16 protein-coding genes are annotated in these 16,314 nt (G+C 42.5%); 7 read left to right on the top strand and 9 right to left on the bottom strand.

The annotated features are described in order from the left end of the window. The coding region (locus tag AACQ38_RS20420; protein WP_165578960.1) for a type II toxin-antitoxin system RelE/ParE family toxin at positions 1-235 on the top strand (235 nt) is incomplete at its 5' end. 329 nt (positions 236-564) lie between these two features. Here the strand turns inward: AACQ38_RS20420 and AACQ38_RS20410 are convergent. Further along, positions 565-1,398, bottom strand: coding sequence for a class I SAM-dependent DNA methyltransferase (locus AACQ38_RS20410; protein WP_339367077.1), 834 nt, complete (start codon positions 1,396-1,398; stop codon positions 565-567). Positions 1,399-2,209: 811 nt separating this feature from the next. On the opposite strand from AACQ38_RS20410, the gene AACQ38_RS20405 reads away from it, so the two are divergent. Both AACQ38_RS20405 and AACQ38_RS20400 read left to right on the top strand, forming a co-directional pair. Continuing rightward, a complete protein-coding gene (locus AACQ38_RS20405; protein WP_165578950.1) occupies positions 2,210-2,479 on the top strand; it encodes a type II toxin-antitoxin system Phd/YefM family antitoxin in 270 nt (89 codons plus the stop codon). Positions 2,480-2,481: 2 nt separating this feature from the next. Continuing rightward, complete coding sequence (locus AACQ38_RS20400) at positions 2,482-2,835, top strand: type II toxin-antitoxin system RelE/ParE family toxin (protein WP_165578949.1); 354 nt, start codon at positions 2,482-2,484, stop codon at positions 2,833-2,835. Positions 2,836-3,164: 329 nt separating this feature from the next. On the opposite strand, the gene AACQ38_RS20395 is transcribed toward AACQ38_RS20400, so the two are convergent. The 3 genes from AACQ38_RS20395 to gltS all read right to left on the bottom strand — a co-directional run bounded on the left by AACQ38_RS20395 (position 3,165) and on the right by gltS (position 6,237). After that, on the bottom strand, positions 3,165-3,998 hold the full coding sequence (locus AACQ38_RS20395) for a class I SAM-dependent DNA methyltransferase (protein WP_339367076.1): 834 nt from the start codon (positions 3,996-3,998) through the stop codon (positions 3,165-3,167). A 562-nt stretch (positions 3,999-4,560) separates the two neighbouring features. After that, complete coding sequence (locus tag AACQ38_RS20390; RefSeq protein WP_165578948.1) at positions 4,561-4,785, bottom strand: hypothetical protein; 225 nt, start codon at positions 4,783-4,785, stop codon at positions 4,561-4,563. Between the two features lie 243 nt (positions 4,786-5,028). Next, positions 5,029-6,237: a sodium/glutamate symporter gene (gltS, locus tag AACQ38_RS20385; protein WP_011144647.1), complete on the bottom strand. Its 1,209-nt coding sequence runs from the start codon at positions 6,235-6,237 to the stop codon at positions 5,029-5,031. Between the two features lie 242 nt (positions 6,238-6,479). Here gltS and AACQ38_RS20380 point away from each other — a divergent pair, with 242 nt between their 5' ends. Next, positions 6,480-7,865 carry a uracil-xanthine permease family protein gene (locus AACQ38_RS20380; protein ID WP_165578947.1) on the top strand — a complete coding sequence of 462 codons (1,386 nt, stop codon included), beginning with the start codon at positions 6,480-6,482 and terminating at the stop codon, positions 7,863-7,865. Here AACQ38_RS20380 and AACQ38_RS20375 read toward each other — a convergent pair. Further along, positions 7,837-7,974: a hypothetical protein gene (locus AACQ38_RS20375; protein ID WP_165578946.1), complete on the bottom strand. Its 138-nt coding sequence runs from the start codon at positions 7,972-7,974 to the stop codon at positions 7,837-7,839. The two genes, AACQ38_RS20380 and AACQ38_RS20375, sit on opposite strands and share 29 nt — an antisense overlap. A gap of 103 nt (positions 7,975-8,077) precedes the next feature. Beyond that, on the bottom strand, positions 8,078-9,631 hold the full coding sequence (locus AACQ38_RS20370; RefSeq protein WP_165578945.1) for a 4-hydroxyphenylacetate 3-hydroxylase family protein: 1,554 nt from the start codon (positions 9,629-9,631) through the stop codon (positions 8,078-8,080). Between the two features lie 468 nt (positions 9,632-10,099). Between AACQ38_RS20370 and AACQ38_RS20365 the strand changes: the two genes are divergently transcribed. Next, a complete protein-coding gene (locus tag AACQ38_RS20365) occupies positions 10,100-11,809 on the top strand; it encodes an AsmA family protein (RefSeq protein ID WP_445260630.1) in 1,710 nt (569 codons plus the stop codon). A gap of 170 nt (positions 11,810-11,979) precedes the next feature. Then, positions 11,980-12,402 carry an NUDIX hydrolase gene (locus tag AACQ38_RS20360; RefSeq protein WP_165578944.1) on the top strand — a complete coding sequence of 141 codons (423 nt, stop codon included), beginning with the start codon at positions 11,980-11,982 and terminating at the stop codon, positions 12,400-12,402. 37 nt (positions 12,403-12,439) lie between these two features. Here the strand turns inward: AACQ38_RS20360 and fabY are convergent, their stop codons facing one another. The 3 genes from fabY to yihX form a co-directional block, all read right to left on the bottom strand. Then, entirely contained in the window at positions 12,440-13,357 is a 918-nt protein-coding gene (fabY, locus tag AACQ38_RS20355; protein ID WP_011144642.1) for a fatty acid biosynthesis protein FabY, read from the bottom strand. A 72-nt stretch (positions 13,358-13,429) separates the two neighbouring features. Beyond that, positions 13,430-13,867 (bottom strand): D-aminoacyl-tRNA deacylase, encoded by a 438-nt coding sequence (gene dtd / locus AACQ38_RS20350; RefSeq protein WP_011144641.1) that lies wholly within the window; start codon positions 13,865-13,867, stop codon positions 13,430-13,432. 43 nt (positions 13,868-13,910) lie between these two features. Further along, positions 13,911-14,537, bottom strand: coding sequence for a glucose-1-phosphatase (gene yihX / locus AACQ38_RS20345; RefSeq protein ID WP_165578943.1), 627 nt, complete (start codon positions 14,535-14,537; stop codon positions 13,911-13,913). A 156-nt stretch (positions 14,538-14,693) separates the two neighbouring features. Between yihX and AACQ38_RS20340 the strand changes: the two genes are divergently transcribed. Further along, on the top strand, positions 14,694-16,148 hold the full coding sequence (locus AACQ38_RS20340) for a carbon starvation CstA family protein (protein WP_011144639.1): 1,455 nt from the start codon (positions 14,694-14,696) through the stop codon (positions 16,146-16,148). Positions 16,149-16,314: the final 166 nt, after the last annotated feature.

The following is a 16,314-nucleotide window of genomic DNA, read 5'->3' as shown; positions in this document are numbered from 1 at the left end:
GACGGAAATTCTTGATCGTCACCCATCCCCCGGTCGTGATCGCAGTGAGGATCTTTATTTTGGTGTGCTAAGTTTCCCCGTAGAGAGCCACATTATTTACTACCGGGAAGTTCCGACGGGTATTGAAGTGTTGGCGGTGTTGCATCAAACGCAAGATCCACATAATCATCTATACCCTATGGATTTCAAGATGCATCGCGACGGCAAGGGAGCAAATCCCCGGGAGCATAGGTAACGATGTGACCGGGGTGAGCGAGTGCAGCCAACAAAGAGGCAACTTGAAAGATGACGGGTATATAATGAAGAGCATAAAACGTGGGATACTTTATTTAATTCGCAATAAAATAAGCAGCTAAACTTTTGTATCAGATGCTTGAGTGAGTTACCCGAGCGCCGTTTTCCCCAGAAACCTGAGTTGTCGAACTATTTCATCCGGTTCTCACCAAAATCCCGGCTGGAGGTCAGGAAAAGTTGTTTTGCAGGACGAAGGAAATTCAAAAAAATCCCTCGATTTTCACCGGGGGATTGGTATAGGAAAGAGAGTGGATCTTGGGGATTATCTGGTTAAATCTGACAAACAAGAGCTGTATCAAGACAATTTCGTTGGAAATCATCCCAAAAACCTGGGGGATGAGCCTCAATATCGCTTTCTAACAGCATGGGTTTTTGCCATTTAAATTGTTTGAACCCCGCCTTTTGGATCGCTGTTTGATATTGTTCACGACTCCAACGATACATAGTGAAAGGACTGGGTGGTGTGGTAAGAAATTCAGCTTTCACGAGAGTGGTGTCTTTCACCGGCTCTTCACTCAGAATTTTTATACAATAATTCTCATAATTCCCTTTCTCTAATCGATAATCAGGTTCAACGGTATACGCAATTAGTTTACCGGCAGGCTTGAGATGAGCGGCAATGACACGGAACATAGTTTCAAGGTCTTCAAGAGATTCTGCATGGCAAAATAACCAGGCTGCATTAACTATGTCAAACTTGCCAAATGACTCCGACTCCATCTTGCAGATATTTCTTACGTGAAATTCGATATCGTCACCGTATTGTTGTGATTTGCTTTTCGCAATCGCTATCATGTTTTCTGATATATCGACTCCAATGACTTTCGACGCACCACGATTTCTGTATTCTCGACTAAAGAGACCATATCCACAGGCTAAATCTAACACTGATTTCCCGTGTATATCCCCTGCCAGATCGAAGATAGTTCTGATTTCTACTTTGATATGGTCAGTAGCATCTGAAAAGCTCTCGTAAAGATGGGCAATAGGGCCATATAAAGTTTTATCTTTCATGTTGTTATCCTTAGCTAAAGGCCAAAATACTTTATACCCGTCATCTTTCAAGTTGCCTCTTTGTTGGCTGCACTCGCTCACCCCGGTCACATAGTTCTCTATGCTCCCGGGGATTCACTCCCTTGCCGTCGCGATGCATCTTGAAATCCATAGGGTATATTTATCGAAGAAATATATTATTTAGTACGAATTAATAATTACTGAAAGTTTTTCTCTTGTTATAAATAAGATTCCAAAATAGCGCCACATCTTACATCACTCATAATTTCGCCTATAACAATAGGTTAGTAAATTCGCGCGTGGCAGAATCATGAAACGTTATTTACATTAATACGTTAGCGATGAATTAGATATAATTTTTTAATATTGGTTAATTTTCGAACAAATATGAGGAAGTAAAATAAATATAAAACACTTATGATATGTTTTGTGGAAACTATTATTCTTATAATAATTATGCCGTTTAAACAATAGAGAGATGCCAATGATCCGTCGTTATGCCTTTAATGCTAAATTGATTTTTGGGTAGTTGGTTTTAGATTATTTTTTATCGATAGATGGTACAGATTAAGATTATGAGCCTTGGCAACAAAACTTAATGAAGAAATACGGGGTTATTTGATGGCTCAGTATGCTGTTTACCGCAATAAATCCCCTAAATCGAGAGAGTAATACCCTTTCATTATCGACATTCAGAATGACCTATTAGACGATTATAATTCACGGACAATATTACAAAGTCAGTGACAACGGTAGCAAAGAATTGCCTCAAATAGACGCGTTAAGAGCAAAAGATACCCAAAAGTCATCTTGGTTGGCGGTTGGCTATTTTAATTATTGGTAGCTCCATGCACTTTTAGCTATAATAGCTATTCGAGCCATTTTAGACGGAAGGTGATGTATGGAAATTATTCCCGCACAACTAGCTAAGAACCAGTTTGGTGATCTGCTTATGAAAGTTCAGCGTGAACCTGTAGAAATTAGTAAGCATGGTAAACGTGTGGCCGTGGTTATCTCTCCCGAAGAGTATGATCAGTTCACACAGCTCAAGTTACAGAATTTAAAAGCCGTTCTGGCTGAATCTATTGCACAAGCTGATCGTGGCGAATTGCACAGTATTGATGATGTATTTGCACCGTTGACAGTTGATGAACTTGAGGGTAGGGCTTAAGGATGAGTGTCCGGTTTACTAAGAAAGCCAGAGAACATATTCGTGCAATCAAACTCTATTCTATGCGCCGATGGGGGGCGAATGTTGCGGAAGCTTATTCAACTTCGTTACGTGTGACTATGACGGAAATTCTTGATCGTCACCCATCCCCCGGTCGTGATCGCAGTGAGGATCTTTATTTTGGTGTGCTAAGTTTCCCCGTAGAGAGCCACATTATTTACTACCGGGAAGTTCCGACGGGTATTGAAGTGTTGGCGGTGTTGCATCAAACGCAAGATCCACATAATCATCTATACCCTATGGATTTCAAGATGCATCGCGACGGCAAGGGAGCAAATCCCCGGGAGCATAGGTAACGATGTGACCGGGGTGAGCGAGTGCAGCCAACAAAGAGGCAACTTGAAAGATGACGGGTATATAATGAAGAGCATAAAACGTGGGATACTTTATTTAATTCGCAATAAAATAAGCAGCTAAACTTTTGTATCAGATGCTTGAGTGAGTTACCCGAGCGCCGTTTTCCCCAGAAACCTGAGTTGTCGAACTATTTCATCCGGTTCTCACCAAAATCCCGGCTGGAGGTCAGGAAAAGTTGTTTTGCAGGACGAAGGAAATTCAAAAAAATCCCTCGATTTTCACCGGGGGATTGGTATAGGAAAGAGAGTGGATCTTGGGGATTATCTGGTTAAATCTGACAAACAAGAGCTGTATCAAGACAATTTCGTTGGAAATCATCCCAAAAACCTGGGGGATGAGCCTCAATATCGCTTTCTAACAGCATGGGTTTTTGCCATTTAAATTGTTTGAACCCCGCCTTTTGGATCGCTGTTTGATATTGTTCACGACTCCAACGATACATAGTGAAAGGGCTGGGTGGTGTGGTAAGAAATTCAGCTTTCACGAGAGTGGTGTCTTTCACCGGCTCTTCACTCAGAATTTTTATACAATAATTCTCATAATTCCCTTTCTCTAATCGATAATCAGGTTCAACGGTATACGCAATTAATTTACCGGAAGGCTTGAGATGAGCGGCAATGACACGGAACATAGTTTCAAGGTCTTCAAGAGATTCTGCATGGCAAAATAACCAGGCTGCATTAACTATGTCAAATTTGCCAAATGACTCCGACTCCATCTTGCAGATATTTCTTACGTGAAATTCGATATCGTCACCGTATTGTTGTGATTTGCTTTTCGCAATCGCTATCATGTTTTCTGATATATCGACTCCAATGACTTTCGACGCACCACGATTTCTGTATTCTCGACTAAAGAGACCATATCCACAGGCTAAATCTAACACTGATTTCCCGTGTATATCCCCTGCCAGATCGAAGATAGTTCTGATTTCTACTTTGATATGGTCAGTAGCATCTGAAAAGCTCTCGTAAAGATGGGCAATAGGGCCATATAAAGTGTTATCTTTCATGTTGTTATCCTTAGCTAAAGGCCAAAATACTTTATACCCGTCATCTTTCAAGTTGCCTCTTTGTTGGCTGCACTCGCTCACCCCGGTCACATAGTTACCTATGCTCCCGGGGATTCACTCCCTTGCCGTCGCGATGCATCTTGAAATCCATAGGGTATATTTATCGAAGAAATATATTATTTAGTACGAATTAATAATTACTGAAAGTTTTTCTCTTGTTATAAATAAGATTCCAAAATAGCGCCACATCTTACATCACTCATAATTTCGCCTATAACAATAGGTTAGTAAATTCGCGCGTGGCAGAATCATGAAACGTTATTTATATTAATATGTTAGTGATGAATTAGATATAATTTTTTAATATTGGTTAATTTTCGGATAAATATGAGGAAGTAAAATAAATATAAAACACCTATTTTTTGTAGAAACTATTATTCTTATAATAATTATGTTGTTTAAACAATAGAGAGATGCCAATGATCCGTCGTTATTTGAGGAACTATTTCCATCCTTTAATGTTTAACGGTATACCCGCTATCTTTCAAGTTGCCTCTTTGTTGGCTGCGCTCACCCCGGTCACATAGATAGAGGCGATAGAAGTATTATTATCAGAATGACTACTCCTGTCCGGTTGTCAATATTATTTCATCTATTCGCCGCTCGAATTTGCTCTGCATCCGGGTGACAATCCACCTAACAATGTTTTCACTTCGGGGAAAGTAAAAGGATTGCCTTCAAGAACGCTAGCATCCCAAACAAACTCCGGTAGCATCCGGTGAAAACGGAAGCATACCCGCTCAATAGAATGAATCGGAACAATAAGAGGAACCGAAGATCGGTCCCAACGAAACCCCAGAGCGTTAAAAAGCTTCATCGTTGTTCATCCTTCTTACTATATTTGAATGCGTTAAATTATAAGTAAAACACAGTAAAAGACCATCTCGCCTGATATTCCAATGGAATACAGGCGAGGCTAACGGGATCTATCTGGACCCCCATACATACAGGTAAGAGGTGAAACTATGACGGTGCTTGCTTAAAATAAATAATGACTAAAGAACACAAAGACAATACTGCACCAACTGCATAGCAGGTGCAGTATCTCTCTAATTTATCCCTACACCGCCGGGAAAACGGGTAACAGCAAATAGAGTTTAATCACAATCGCGTTAACGATATCGATAAAGAATGCCCCAACCATCGGCACCACCAGAAACGCCACATGGGATGGCCCGAAACGATCAGTAATCGCCTGCATGTTCGCAATGGCGGTAGGTGTCGCCCCTAAACCAAAACCACAGTGACCTGCCGCCAAAACCGCAGCATCATAGTTTTTACCCATCACTCGATAGGTGACAAAAATTGCATACAGCGCCATCACGATGGCCTGGATGGTGAGAATAACCAGCATGGGTAATGCCAGCGATGCCATCTGCCACAATTTCAGGCTCATTAACGCCATTGCCAGGAACAGGGAAAGACTTACGTTGCCCAGTACAGAAACTGCTCGGTCAAAGACTCGGTAAAAACCTAACACCGATAGACTGTTACTGAGAATAACCCCGATAAATAACACACAGACGAACGTCGGTAATTCAAACCATGTACCTTGCAGAAGTTCAGATACAAAATTACCTGCCATCAGACAGATAGCGATCAAGGCGATCGTTTCCAGCATCACCAGTGCTGTGATCATCCGCCCGGTATAAGGTTTTTCAAATGCTGTCGGCACTTCGGTATCATCGCCCCTCAAGCCCGGAGTTTTTGTATTTCTCACCAGGAAACGAGCGACCGGACCACCAATCAAACCACCCAGTACTAAACCGAAAGTCGCACAGGCCATCGCCACTTCGGTTGCATTCTCAAAACCATAACGCTCACTAAACAGTTTACCCCAAGCGGCACCGGTACCATGACCACCAGATAGCGTAACAGAACCCGCCAGTAAGCCCATTAATGGATCCAGCCCCAACAGTTCAGCCAAAGCGATACCCACCGTGTTCTGAACCAGTAGCAAACCCACAACGACGAAGACAAACGTGAACAGGACCTTACCACCCGCTTTCAGGCTGGAAAGATTGGCATTCAAGCCGATAGTGGCGAAGAAAGTTAACATCAAAGGGTCTTTAAGAGATAAATCAAAGTTGATTTCCCAGCCTGTTGTTTGTTTAACCGCTAAAAGAATTAGAGCAACTAACAGGCCACCCGCGACAGGTTCAGGAATGGTGTATTTTTCAAGAAATGGGACGGATTGTACAAGTTTACGCCCAAGTAATAGTACTAATGCAGACGCAACGAGCGTGCCATAAACATCAAGATGATACATCTATGTACCCCAGCTATATTGTTAAAATTATGTAAGTTATTACGACGTTATACTCATCCTTTAGAGAACGCCAAAAGCAGGCAACGCTGGATTAGAAAAAAAATCTGCAACAAACACAAGTTAAAACATATAAAAATGTGACCAGAGCGAATCATGACAACAAACAGAATTTTTACGCAAACGATTGCTTTTACGCAGTTGATCATTAAAATGCGTTCTTTGTCAGTCCGGAATTTCACACCATGCTCACCTCATCCCCTAAACAAGCTGAAACAATACCCCCGAAAAAATCAGCTAGTGAATTGATTTATCGCTTAGAAGATCGACCACCATTGCCACAAACATTGTTTGCTGCCTGTCAGCATTTACTGGCAATGTTTGTCGCGGTCATCACGCCAGCAATCTTGATCTGCCAAGCGCTAGGGCTGCCCACTCACGATACACAGCGGATTATCAGTATGTCTCTGTTTGCTTCAGGGCTAGCATCATTGATTCAGATCCGCACTTGGGGGCCAATCGGTTCTGGTTTACTTTCTATTCAAGGGACCAGTTTTAACTTTGTTTCCCCCTTGATTATGGGCGGGCTGGCATTAAAAAACGGCGGGGCAGATATTCCTACTATGATGGCCGCGTTATTCGGTACTCTGATGGTGGCATCCGTTACAGAAATTCTGTTATCCCGCGTATTGCATCTGGCCCGAAGAATTATCACCCCATTGGTTTCCGGTGTTGTGGTGATGATTATCGGTTTGTCTCTGATTCAGGTTGGATTGACCTCTATCGGTGGTGGATTCTCTGCTATCGAAAATCACACTTTTGGTTCTCCAGAGCATCTGTTTCTGGCCGGTGTTGTATTGGTGGTGATTGTTTTGCTGAACCGCCAGCGTAATCCTTATCTGCGTGTGGCTTCTCTGGTGATTGCAATGACGGTAGGTTATGTTGCCGCCTGGCTAATGGGTATGCTGCCACCAGCAACGGTACAGGAAAATGGTTCACTCATGACAATTCCCGCTCCACTCTATTATGGTCTTTCCTTTGACTGGAATCTGCTTATCCCGTTGATGCTGATTTTCATGGTAACTTCGCTGGAAACCATCGGCGATATTACTGCAACATCTGATGTTTCCGAGCAACCGGTCAGCGGTCCTTTATATATGAAGCGTATTAAAGGCGGTGTTTTAGCTAACGGCCTAAATTCTATGCTTTCTGCCGTATTTAATACTTTTCCAAATTCTTGTTTTGGGCAGAATAACGGGGTTATCCAATTAACCGGCGTTGCCAGCCGTCATGTAGGTTACGCCGTGGCGCTGATGTTGATGCTATTAGGACTATTTCCTGCGGTCGCAGGATTTGTACAACAGATCCCTGAACCGGTATTGGGAGGTGCCACTATCGTGATGTTCGGTACGATTGCCGCATCGGGTATCCGTATCGTTTCCAGAGAGGCACTTAACCGCCGGGCAATTATGATTATCGCGCTCTCTTTAGCGGTTGGTATGGGTGTTGCGCAACAACCACTAATTTTACAGTTCGCTCCTGACTGGCTGAAAACGTTACTCTCTTCCGGTATTGCTGCTGGCGGTCTGACAGCCATCACTCTTAATTTGGTATTTCCTCAGGAGAAGTAGTTTTTCTACAAATTTGATCTCGGGTTACCCATAATCGACTCATCACGCACGTATACCCGTTATCTTTCAAGTTGCCTCTTTGTTGGCTGCACTCACTCACCCCGGTCACATCGTTACCTATGCTACCGGGGATTCGCTCCTTTGCCGTCGCGATGCATCTTGAAATCCATTGGGTATATATTTCATCATCGTGCGTGATGATGATTTATCTCCTAGCGGTTGGAAGGCCAAATAAAATCGTTACCAACCCAACCATCAAGATCGTATTCACTCATACACTGCTCAGCAAACCCTTTCAATTGATCCACTAAGCCCGTGGCTTGGGAAGCCAATAACACATCGACTCTGATAGCTTCGTGGTTGCCGGAATAATTGCGCTCGTATAATTCATGCCTGCCAGCGAATTCCGTACCGATCGAGTCCCAAATCAGTTTCATGAGCTTGACTCGCTCAACTGCACTGTAACCATTGGAGCCACGCATGTATTTATCAAGATAAGGAGACAGTTCCGGGTTGGAAAAATCGCGGGCATGAGAGTTAATATAAATCAAGGCACTGCCCAAATCCTGTTCAATAATCTCTTTTACCCGCGGGTAACCCAGCGTCATAAACCAACGATAAGCTATCCCATACTCATACCGAGGCAATAGGGCATCTCCACTCCAAGGCTCCGGGGATTTAATCATCGCATCACTGAGTGCCCAAAACATATTACGCCATGACAATACTTCACCAACCCGTGCTTGTACGCCACGAAAATCCTTCGTACCCGTAGCTTCAACCCCCTTAATAAGCAACCCAGAAAGAAAATCAAGTTTAACCGCCAATCGAGTCACACCATGCAACATAGCCCGATGAAAATAACCCGATTCAGCAAAAAATAACGAAACTTTATCTACATCTCCATAGATAAATATGTTTTCCCAAGGAACCTTCACTTTATCCAGAATCATTATCGTATCGTTCTCATCAAATCGGGACGAGAGCGGATAATCAAAAGGACTGCCCATTTTATCAGCCGCCATTGCGTAAGAGGGACGACAAATTAATTTCACTCCCGGGGTATTCATCGGCAAGGTAAAGACCAACGCAAATTCCCGTTTCTTTATTGGTAAACCGTAATGACCAATAAAGTTGTAGTGACTAATCGCCGATCCTGTGGCAACAACTTTAGCGCCGCTGACAATTAATCCATCATCACACTCTTTTTCAACATGAATACAAATATCCCCAATTTCATCAGGTGATAAATGACGATCTATTGGCGGATTAATAATCGAGTGATTCCAGTAAAACACGCTTTCCTGCGAACGGATATACCAGCTTTTTGCATTATCAGCAAAATCACCATAAATTTCCGGTTTTACGCCGAGCGAGGTAAGAAACGAAGCCTTATAATCAGGGCTTCTCCCCAACCAGCCATAACTCATGCGAGCCCACGCGGCAATAGCATCACGATCAGCAATTAAATCCTGCTGTGAGCGCGGTATACGGAAAAAAGGGTGTGTTACACCACAACTCCCCGTATCTGTCGACGTGGTCAGTACGTCACGATAAGCAGGATCGTGCAAAGCGTCATAAAGTTTCGCAATAGCTCGGGCCGGATTTTGAAAAGCAGGATGGTTGACAACATCGTGAATGCGTTCACCATAAGCCCAGACTTCCCGACCATCGTTTAGCCCATCCAGAAATTCCGTTCCTGTAAGTGGGCGGGTTGTGCGGATATTACCTTCATTCGACGATTTTTGTTTCATGTTTTCTGACATAGAAGATTCCTTACATTTTTTATTTACCGGAAGATGGGTGAAAATAAACTATGCAGTGTTATTTCAAGCATCAATCAAACTGAGAAAGGAATAGAAAGGAATGACGAAAAAATATCGTTATTCCATTTATAGCCATCCATTAATACATTAATTCATTCGGATGTTATTGGCTATATTGTCATGCAATAAAATATAGATTTAATAATTATATTAATCACACAATATAATTATTAACAAATTCATAAAAATATTCCAAATAATTAATAAAACTTAGCACGAAAAACAAAAATACAATTAATTAAAGATTAATCTCCGAAGTTTATTTTAATAGAATAAAACGATAACGAATAATTCATTACTTTTTCATTTCATACCCTGAAATTATTAGAAATAACAACTAATATAGTGACTTGTTGATATTTTTATTGTTAAATTATACAAAGGAAGCTATAAGCCGATTGGAGTCTGATGATGAAATGGTTAGGAAAATCGCTGGTTACACTGTTATTACTGGTAATACTGGCAGTAATCACGGTTTATGTCGTGATGCAGACAAACTGGGGAACACATCAGCTTAGTCAATGGCTGAGTCATCACAGCCGTTATCAGGTTCAAATAGGCAATATCGAACATAACTGGTCACAACCGGGCACCCTGACATTTTCCAATATTGTCATTAGCAATCAGCAACAAACTTTCATTTTAGCGGCTCAAGTTGCCGCATTCGATTTCAACTGGCAGCAACTGACTTCCCCGCGCCATTTTCATCGTCTGCTATTGCAACAGGGCCAATTAACAATCAAAGGCCAACAACAATCCTTACCTTTTAGCGCCAACATTCTGCAACTTAATCAGATGACTATTCAGTCAGAAAATGCAAGCTGGCAAATTCAAGGGCAAAACATCACTGGCGGTATCACCCCTTGGAACCCACAATTAAATACGTTGGCAGGGAATGGGGAATTTCAATTCAGCGCTGATAAACTGAATTTCAATGATATTTCTCTCGACAAAGTCATTATGCGAGGAGATAACCAGCAAAATACCCTCACTCTCCGTTCATTTGGTGCAACATTGGCACAGGGTTCGGTATCAGGTAATGGGCAACGTCTGCCTGATGGTAGCTGGCAGTGGGATAATTTACTTATCAGCAATATTCGTTGGCAAACGCCAATGACACTTGAGGAGTTATTGCGAAAAACGAACAAATTACCCGCAATCAGTATCAAAGATCTGAGTCTCACTAATGCCAAACTGGAAGGTAAAAACTGGTCTGCTAACTATCTGGATGTCTCAGTAAAAAATGTCGGGTTGACTAACGGGAGCTGGCAGGCAAAAGAGGGCATCATTGATTTCAACGTTATGGATATTACGCTGAATGATCTTCATTTCACCGATGTTATTGGTCACCTTCTTCTTGCAGGCAATGAACTCACTATTTCCAATCTCACTTCCCGTTGGGAAAAGGGGTTATTCCACGTCAAAGGGCAATGGAATCACCAAACAAAACAATTCAACATCACCAATGCTACGGTTGCCGGTTTAACTTATACCTTGCCACAAAACTGGCATCAGTTGCTGAAAAAATCATTGCCTAAATGGATATCGCGATTTTCCATTAACGAGCTGACAATTAACAACAGCTTACTGATTGATATTAACCCCGATTTTCCATTCCAGCTTACTGCCCTCAGTGGTTATATCTATGACATGGAGTTACTGAAAGAAGGGAAATGGGGAATCTGGCATGGCTCTTCGAATCTAAGTGCCACTAGCGCAACATTTAACAAAGTTGAACTACGTCGCCCTTACCTTAAATTACATACAGAAGGAGATACACTGATCCTCGATCAATTAGATGCTTCTGTTGATAACGGATTACTGAAAGTGAAGGGTACAATAGATCAACAGGTACAGAAGCCATTTACTTTAGATTTCCGGGGAATAGATGCAGATTTAACGATTTTGCCTCAATGGCGGTGGGTGCCGTTGAAATTACAGGGTAAAGGCAATTTCACGCTGTTAATACAGGGAGATCTTGCTGCTGATAATATTAAAAGTACTATCGATGGTTCATTGACTGCCACGGATAAACAATCAGGCAGCGAAACGCAAATCATCAATAAGGGGCAAATATCCACCCCAAACTGTGAAACCTGTCCGGTTGTTAAGTTATAGTAACGAATATTCGGGTACCTATGTACCCGACTCAACCCTATAATAATTACTTTCTATTTCAATCCATTAATAAAATCTTCGATCAGTATCAGCCGAAAAACCGTATTAATATCGATGACATTAAAAACGCAATTAAATTTCACCCATGAAGTTGTAACAAGGCACAAAAAATGACGTGTATACTGCCTGAATCCATTGAAAACAAACTGCAAAATTATGACCGTATTGTTGTCGGTGGCATCATCAGAGATCAAAATGGCAATATTCTGTTCTTACAACGAGCGCCTGATGAATCCCCGCCGAATCTCTGGGAAATTCCCTCTGGCGGTGTAGAAAAAGGAGAAAATCTATTACAAGCACTATCTCGTGAAATAGAAGAAGAGACCGGACTGTTTCTTGATGATGTTATTGGTTTTATCAGCGCAGTGGAATATTCTATTAAGGAGACTCGATGCCTTCAGATAAATTTTAATGTCATATGCACAGGTGAAATTAAGCTTTCGCCTGAACACACGCAATATCAATGGAGCAATATAGATAATTTCCGCAGTGAACTTGATGACTTTATGTTACGTGTACTCAACGAGTCGTGAAAGCCCCCCAGTGGCATATTTAATGCCACTGAGAAATCTAAGCGATAGCCGTATAAGCATTCGGCAATACCATGTAGGTGCCAGTAAATACCGCACCGATTCCCTGATCACCACTGACAATCACATCCAACTTCACTCTCGCTTTACTGCCTTGTGCCAAACGAGCCAAATCGCCGCTCATATTTTTAAGATCGGCAACAGATTTTGGCCTGCCAATAACCGGTTTTTTGTAACGGATATCGGCATCAGCCAGAATGATATCACCACCTAATTGACGTTCCTGTAATAGCAGCCAGATCAATCCCCAACCGGTCAGGGTTGCCAGAGAAAATAGACTGCCAGCAAAGATAGTTTGGTGAGGATTTTGATTCCCGGCTTCCGGCATGGTGGTAATAAAGCTCTGACCGGTATATTGAGAAATTCGTACCCCCATTTTTTCACTAAGGGGAATATGTTTGTACCAAGCCTGTTGCAGTTCGTTGCACCAATCTGGCCGGTGAAGAATATCATCAAGTGTTGCAACCGGCTTTATCATCAGAAAATGACGAACAGGTGTCGTTTGTGGGCTAGTAATTGGCCCACGGTTTTCAAACCCCAATTTACTGAAAAACTCCACCGCATGTTCACGAGCACTGCATACTACCCGTTTAACACCCTCTTGACGGGCAACAGATTCCAGGGCCATTGCGATTAATTTTCCTAACCCTCTACCTTGCATGTTGGGATGCACTGCCAGAAAGCGGATTGCCCCTTCACTATCCGCATTGATATATAAACGCCCTACCGCCACCGGGTTGCCTTTCTCATCCACAACCATCTGGTGATGAGCCGTCGTGTCGTAACCATCTTTCTCAGAGCCTACAGGCTGATGCAGTGGCTTCCGCAACATTTCCCAACGAAATCGGTAATATGCTTCCAGTTCTTGTTCTGTTTCAGGTACTCGCAGATGATACATAGAAACTGCCCCTTTCTTTTGATCATGATGTTTAATCGGGGATGGTTGCGTTCTACTGGCTATTTTTGGTTGCTAGACCTGCAACCAGAAAGTGACTGGCCCATCGTTTGTCAGGCTGACTTTCATATCGGCAGCAAACCGCCCGATTTCTGTTTTTACACCACTTTGGCGGCATTGTTCAACAAAATAGCGATATAATTCGTCGGCCTTATCTGGGGCAGCGCCACCGGAAAAACTGGGTCGCATGCCCTTTTGAGTATCGGCAGCCAGTGTAAACTGGGAGACAACCAGCAAACTGCCTCCGATTTGTTGGACGTTCAAGTTCATTTTGTCCTGTTCATCACTGAATATCCGATACCCTATCACCTTCTCACACAACCGTTTTGCCTTCTGTTGATCATCTCCTTTCTCAACACCTAGCAACACCAGCAGGCCGTGACCAATTTCCCCAACCACTTCGTTCTTAACAACAACATTTGCCTGTGTTACCCGCTGGATTAACGCAATCATATTTTTCCTTTATTCAATAGTAGCATCAGCACACTATCCTCTATTATCCGTTCAATCCCTCATTTTGTTCAGAAAAACCGATTGCTTCGAAATAATCTGGCACTGTCTGCCTATCAACAACATAAACGCTATTGATCCCTAACGCCTTGGCTGCTTCCACATTTTCCAGCACATCGTCAAAAAACACGGCCTGATCCGGTGAATAACCCTCTGTCTCAAGCACATATTTGAAAATATCAGGTTCAGGTTTACGCATTGCCAAATCCTGCGACAAATAGAGGTAATCAGCGGATGCCGCAATCTCAGGATAATTATGTGGCCAGTAATCGAGGTGCAAACGGTTGGTGTTGGATAACACGACAACCCGGTGTCCCGCCTCACGCAATGTTTTCATTATCTGAATGACTTCAGGCCGAATATTAATAAAGATAGCATGCCATCCAGCAGCAAACTGCTCAAAACTGAGTGAAATATTCATTTCCTGACATAAAGTATCAGCGAATTCCAGATCAGTAATTTGACCACGCTCATGTTTTTCAAACGTTTCTCCCATAGAGAAACTTTTAGTCAAAGTCGCAAGAGGTGTCCCGCTCAAATTACTCCATACCGCTAAAACTCTTTTAAAATCAATCTCAATGATCACATTACCCATATCGAAGATATATAACATAATTACCCCCTGGCTAATTAATAACTTTTCACTTTAATCGTATTTCCAATGAGAAAACAGTACGGACAAGTAAAAAGCGAATCACTTCACGGTATTTTTCTTACGAAACGATAAAGTAGCATCCAGATTAAAAAAGTCGAGTAAGGTGTTATAGTTATGTTGTGGTTCCTCCTCTGTATCGGCCTTCTTCTGGCTGGATATTTTATATATGGCAAGATTGTCGAAAAGATATTCACTATTCGACCAGAAAGAAAAACCCCCGCTCTTTCTATGGCTGATGGTGTTGATTACGTTGCGATGTCTACCCCAAAAGTTTGGTTAATTCAGTTACTCAATATTGCCGGCGTTGGCCCTATTTTCGGCCCAATTCTTGGTGCCCTCTATGGCCCACTTGCCATGCTGTGGATTGTATTCGGCTGTATCTTTGCTGGTGCAGTACACGATTACTTCTCCGGTATGCTCAGTGTGCGTGCCCGCGGTGCATCCGTGCCCGTTATCGTTGGTAACGAACTGGGCAAAACCATGAAGCATTTCATGAACATATTTGCGGTTATTCTGCTGATGCTAGTTGGAGTCGTCTTTGTTTTGAGTCCAGCCGGCTTACTGAATAACTTGCTGAAAGAGGCAATGGGTTGGGATAACATTGCTATCTGGGTCGGTGTTATCTTTGCTTACTATATTCTCGCAACGCTGGTGCCTATTGATAAAATCATCGGTCGCCTTTACCCACTGTTTGGTGCATTGCTGCTGTTTATGTCTGTTGCGCTGATGGTTGGTTTAGCGATGAGCGATAAACCTTTCTATTCACAAGGATTGGATTTCACCACTAACTTCAACCCGAAAGATCTGCCGATCTGGCCATTGCTGTTTGTCACGATTGCTTGTGGTGCTATTTCTGGTTTCCACGCCACTCAGTCTCCGCTGATGGCACGTTGTATGCAGAATGAAAAAAATGGCCGTTTCGTTTTCTACGGTGCAATGATTGGTGAAGGTATTATCGCACTAATCTGGTGTACATTGGGCCTGAGCTTCTATGAAGATACTAACGCATTACAAGCCGTGATTGATCAAGGTACGGCCTCTCTGGTTGTTCACGAAGTATCCACGTCTCTGTTAGGTACTGTCGGCGGTATTCTGGCAATCCTCGGTGTGGTGATTTTGCCAATTACTTCTGGCGATACCGCATTCCGTTCTGCCCGGCTTATTATTGCTGAATTCCTGAATATTCCTCAGCAACAAATGACCAAACGTCTGTTATTAAGTGTGCCAATGTTTATTGTCGGTTATCTGATTACCAAAACCGATTTCAATATTATCTGGCGTTATTTCGGTTGGGCAAACCAAACCACAGCAATGGTCATGTTATGGGCGGCTTCCGCATGGCTGCTGCGCCGTAATAAATTCCATTGGATTACTACCCTACCAGCCATGTTTATGACTGCGGTGTGCTTCACCTATCTGGCATTTGCACCAGAAGGTTTTGCGCTAAACTGGAATATCTCTGTTGTTATCGGCCTGGCAGCAATGGCGGTTGTCACAATGACTTTCTTTGCAAAAGTCCGCTCCCAATCAGCTTCCGATAATATAAAAGCTAAAGCATTAAATGAGTAAAAACCTAAGAAGAAATTAAATATCACAACAGCCCCTCACGATAAAAAGTTGAGGGGTTTTAATTGCCAGCCTCCTTTATCGTGATAAGCAACACTTATTCCTCCCGAAAATATCAGGCAAGATATCACATGGATATTGATAATTTAAGCGTTACGCCAGAACAATG

Origin of the sequence: Photorhabdus sp. RW14-46, from assembly GCF_963887965.1 — a bacterium.
GTDB lineage: Bacteria > Pseudomonadota > Gammaproteobacteria > Enterobacterales > Enterobacteriaceae > Photorhabdus > Photorhabdus laumondii.
This window is presented reverse-complemented; position numbering and strand designations above follow the sequence as displayed.

Coding starts and splice junctions, on each gene's coding strand:
- AACQ38_RS20405 (WP_165578950.1), top strand. CDS start 2,210: ATGGAAATTATTCCCGCACAACTAGCTAAGAACCAGTTTGGTGATCTG.
- AACQ38_RS20400 (WP_165578949.1), top strand. CDS start 2,482: ATGAGTGTCCGGTTTACTAAGAAAGCCAGAGAACATATTCGTGCAATC.
- AACQ38_RS20390 (WP_165578948.1), bottom strand. CDS start 4,785: ATGAAGCTTTTTAACGCTCTGGGGTTTCGTTGGGACCGATCTTCGGTT.
- gltS (WP_011144647.1), bottom strand. CDS start 6,237: ATGTATCATCTTGATGTTTATGGCACGCTCGTTGCGTCTGCATTAGTA.
- AACQ38_RS20380 (WP_165578947.1), top strand. CDS start 6,480: ATGCTCACCTCATCCCCTAAACAAGCTGAAACAATACCCCCGAAAAAA.
- AACQ38_RS20370 (WP_165578945.1), bottom strand. CDS start 9,631: ATGTCAGAAAACATGAAACAAAAATCGTCGAATGAAGGTAATATCCGC.
- AACQ38_RS20365 (WP_445260630.1), top strand. CDS start 10,100: ATGATGAAATGGTTAGGAAAATCGCTGGTTACACTGTTATTACTGGTA.
- AACQ38_RS20360 (WP_165578944.1), top strand. CDS start 11,980: ATGACGTGTATACTGCCTGAATCCATTGAAAACAAACTGCAAAATTAT.
- fabY (WP_011144642.1), bottom strand. CDS start 13,357: ATGTATCATCTGCGAGTACCTGAAACAGAACAAGAACTGGAAGCATAT.
- dtd (WP_011144641.1), bottom strand. CDS start 13,867: ATGATTGCGTTAATCCAGCGGGTAACACAGGCAAATGTTGTTGTTAAG.
- yihX (WP_165578943.1), bottom strand. CDS start 14,537: ATGTTATATATCTTCGATATGGGTAATGTGATCATTGAGATTGATTTT.
- AACQ38_RS20340 (WP_011144639.1), top strand. CDS start 14,694: ATGTTGTGGTTCCTCCTCTGTATCGGCCTTCTTCTGGCTGGATATTTT.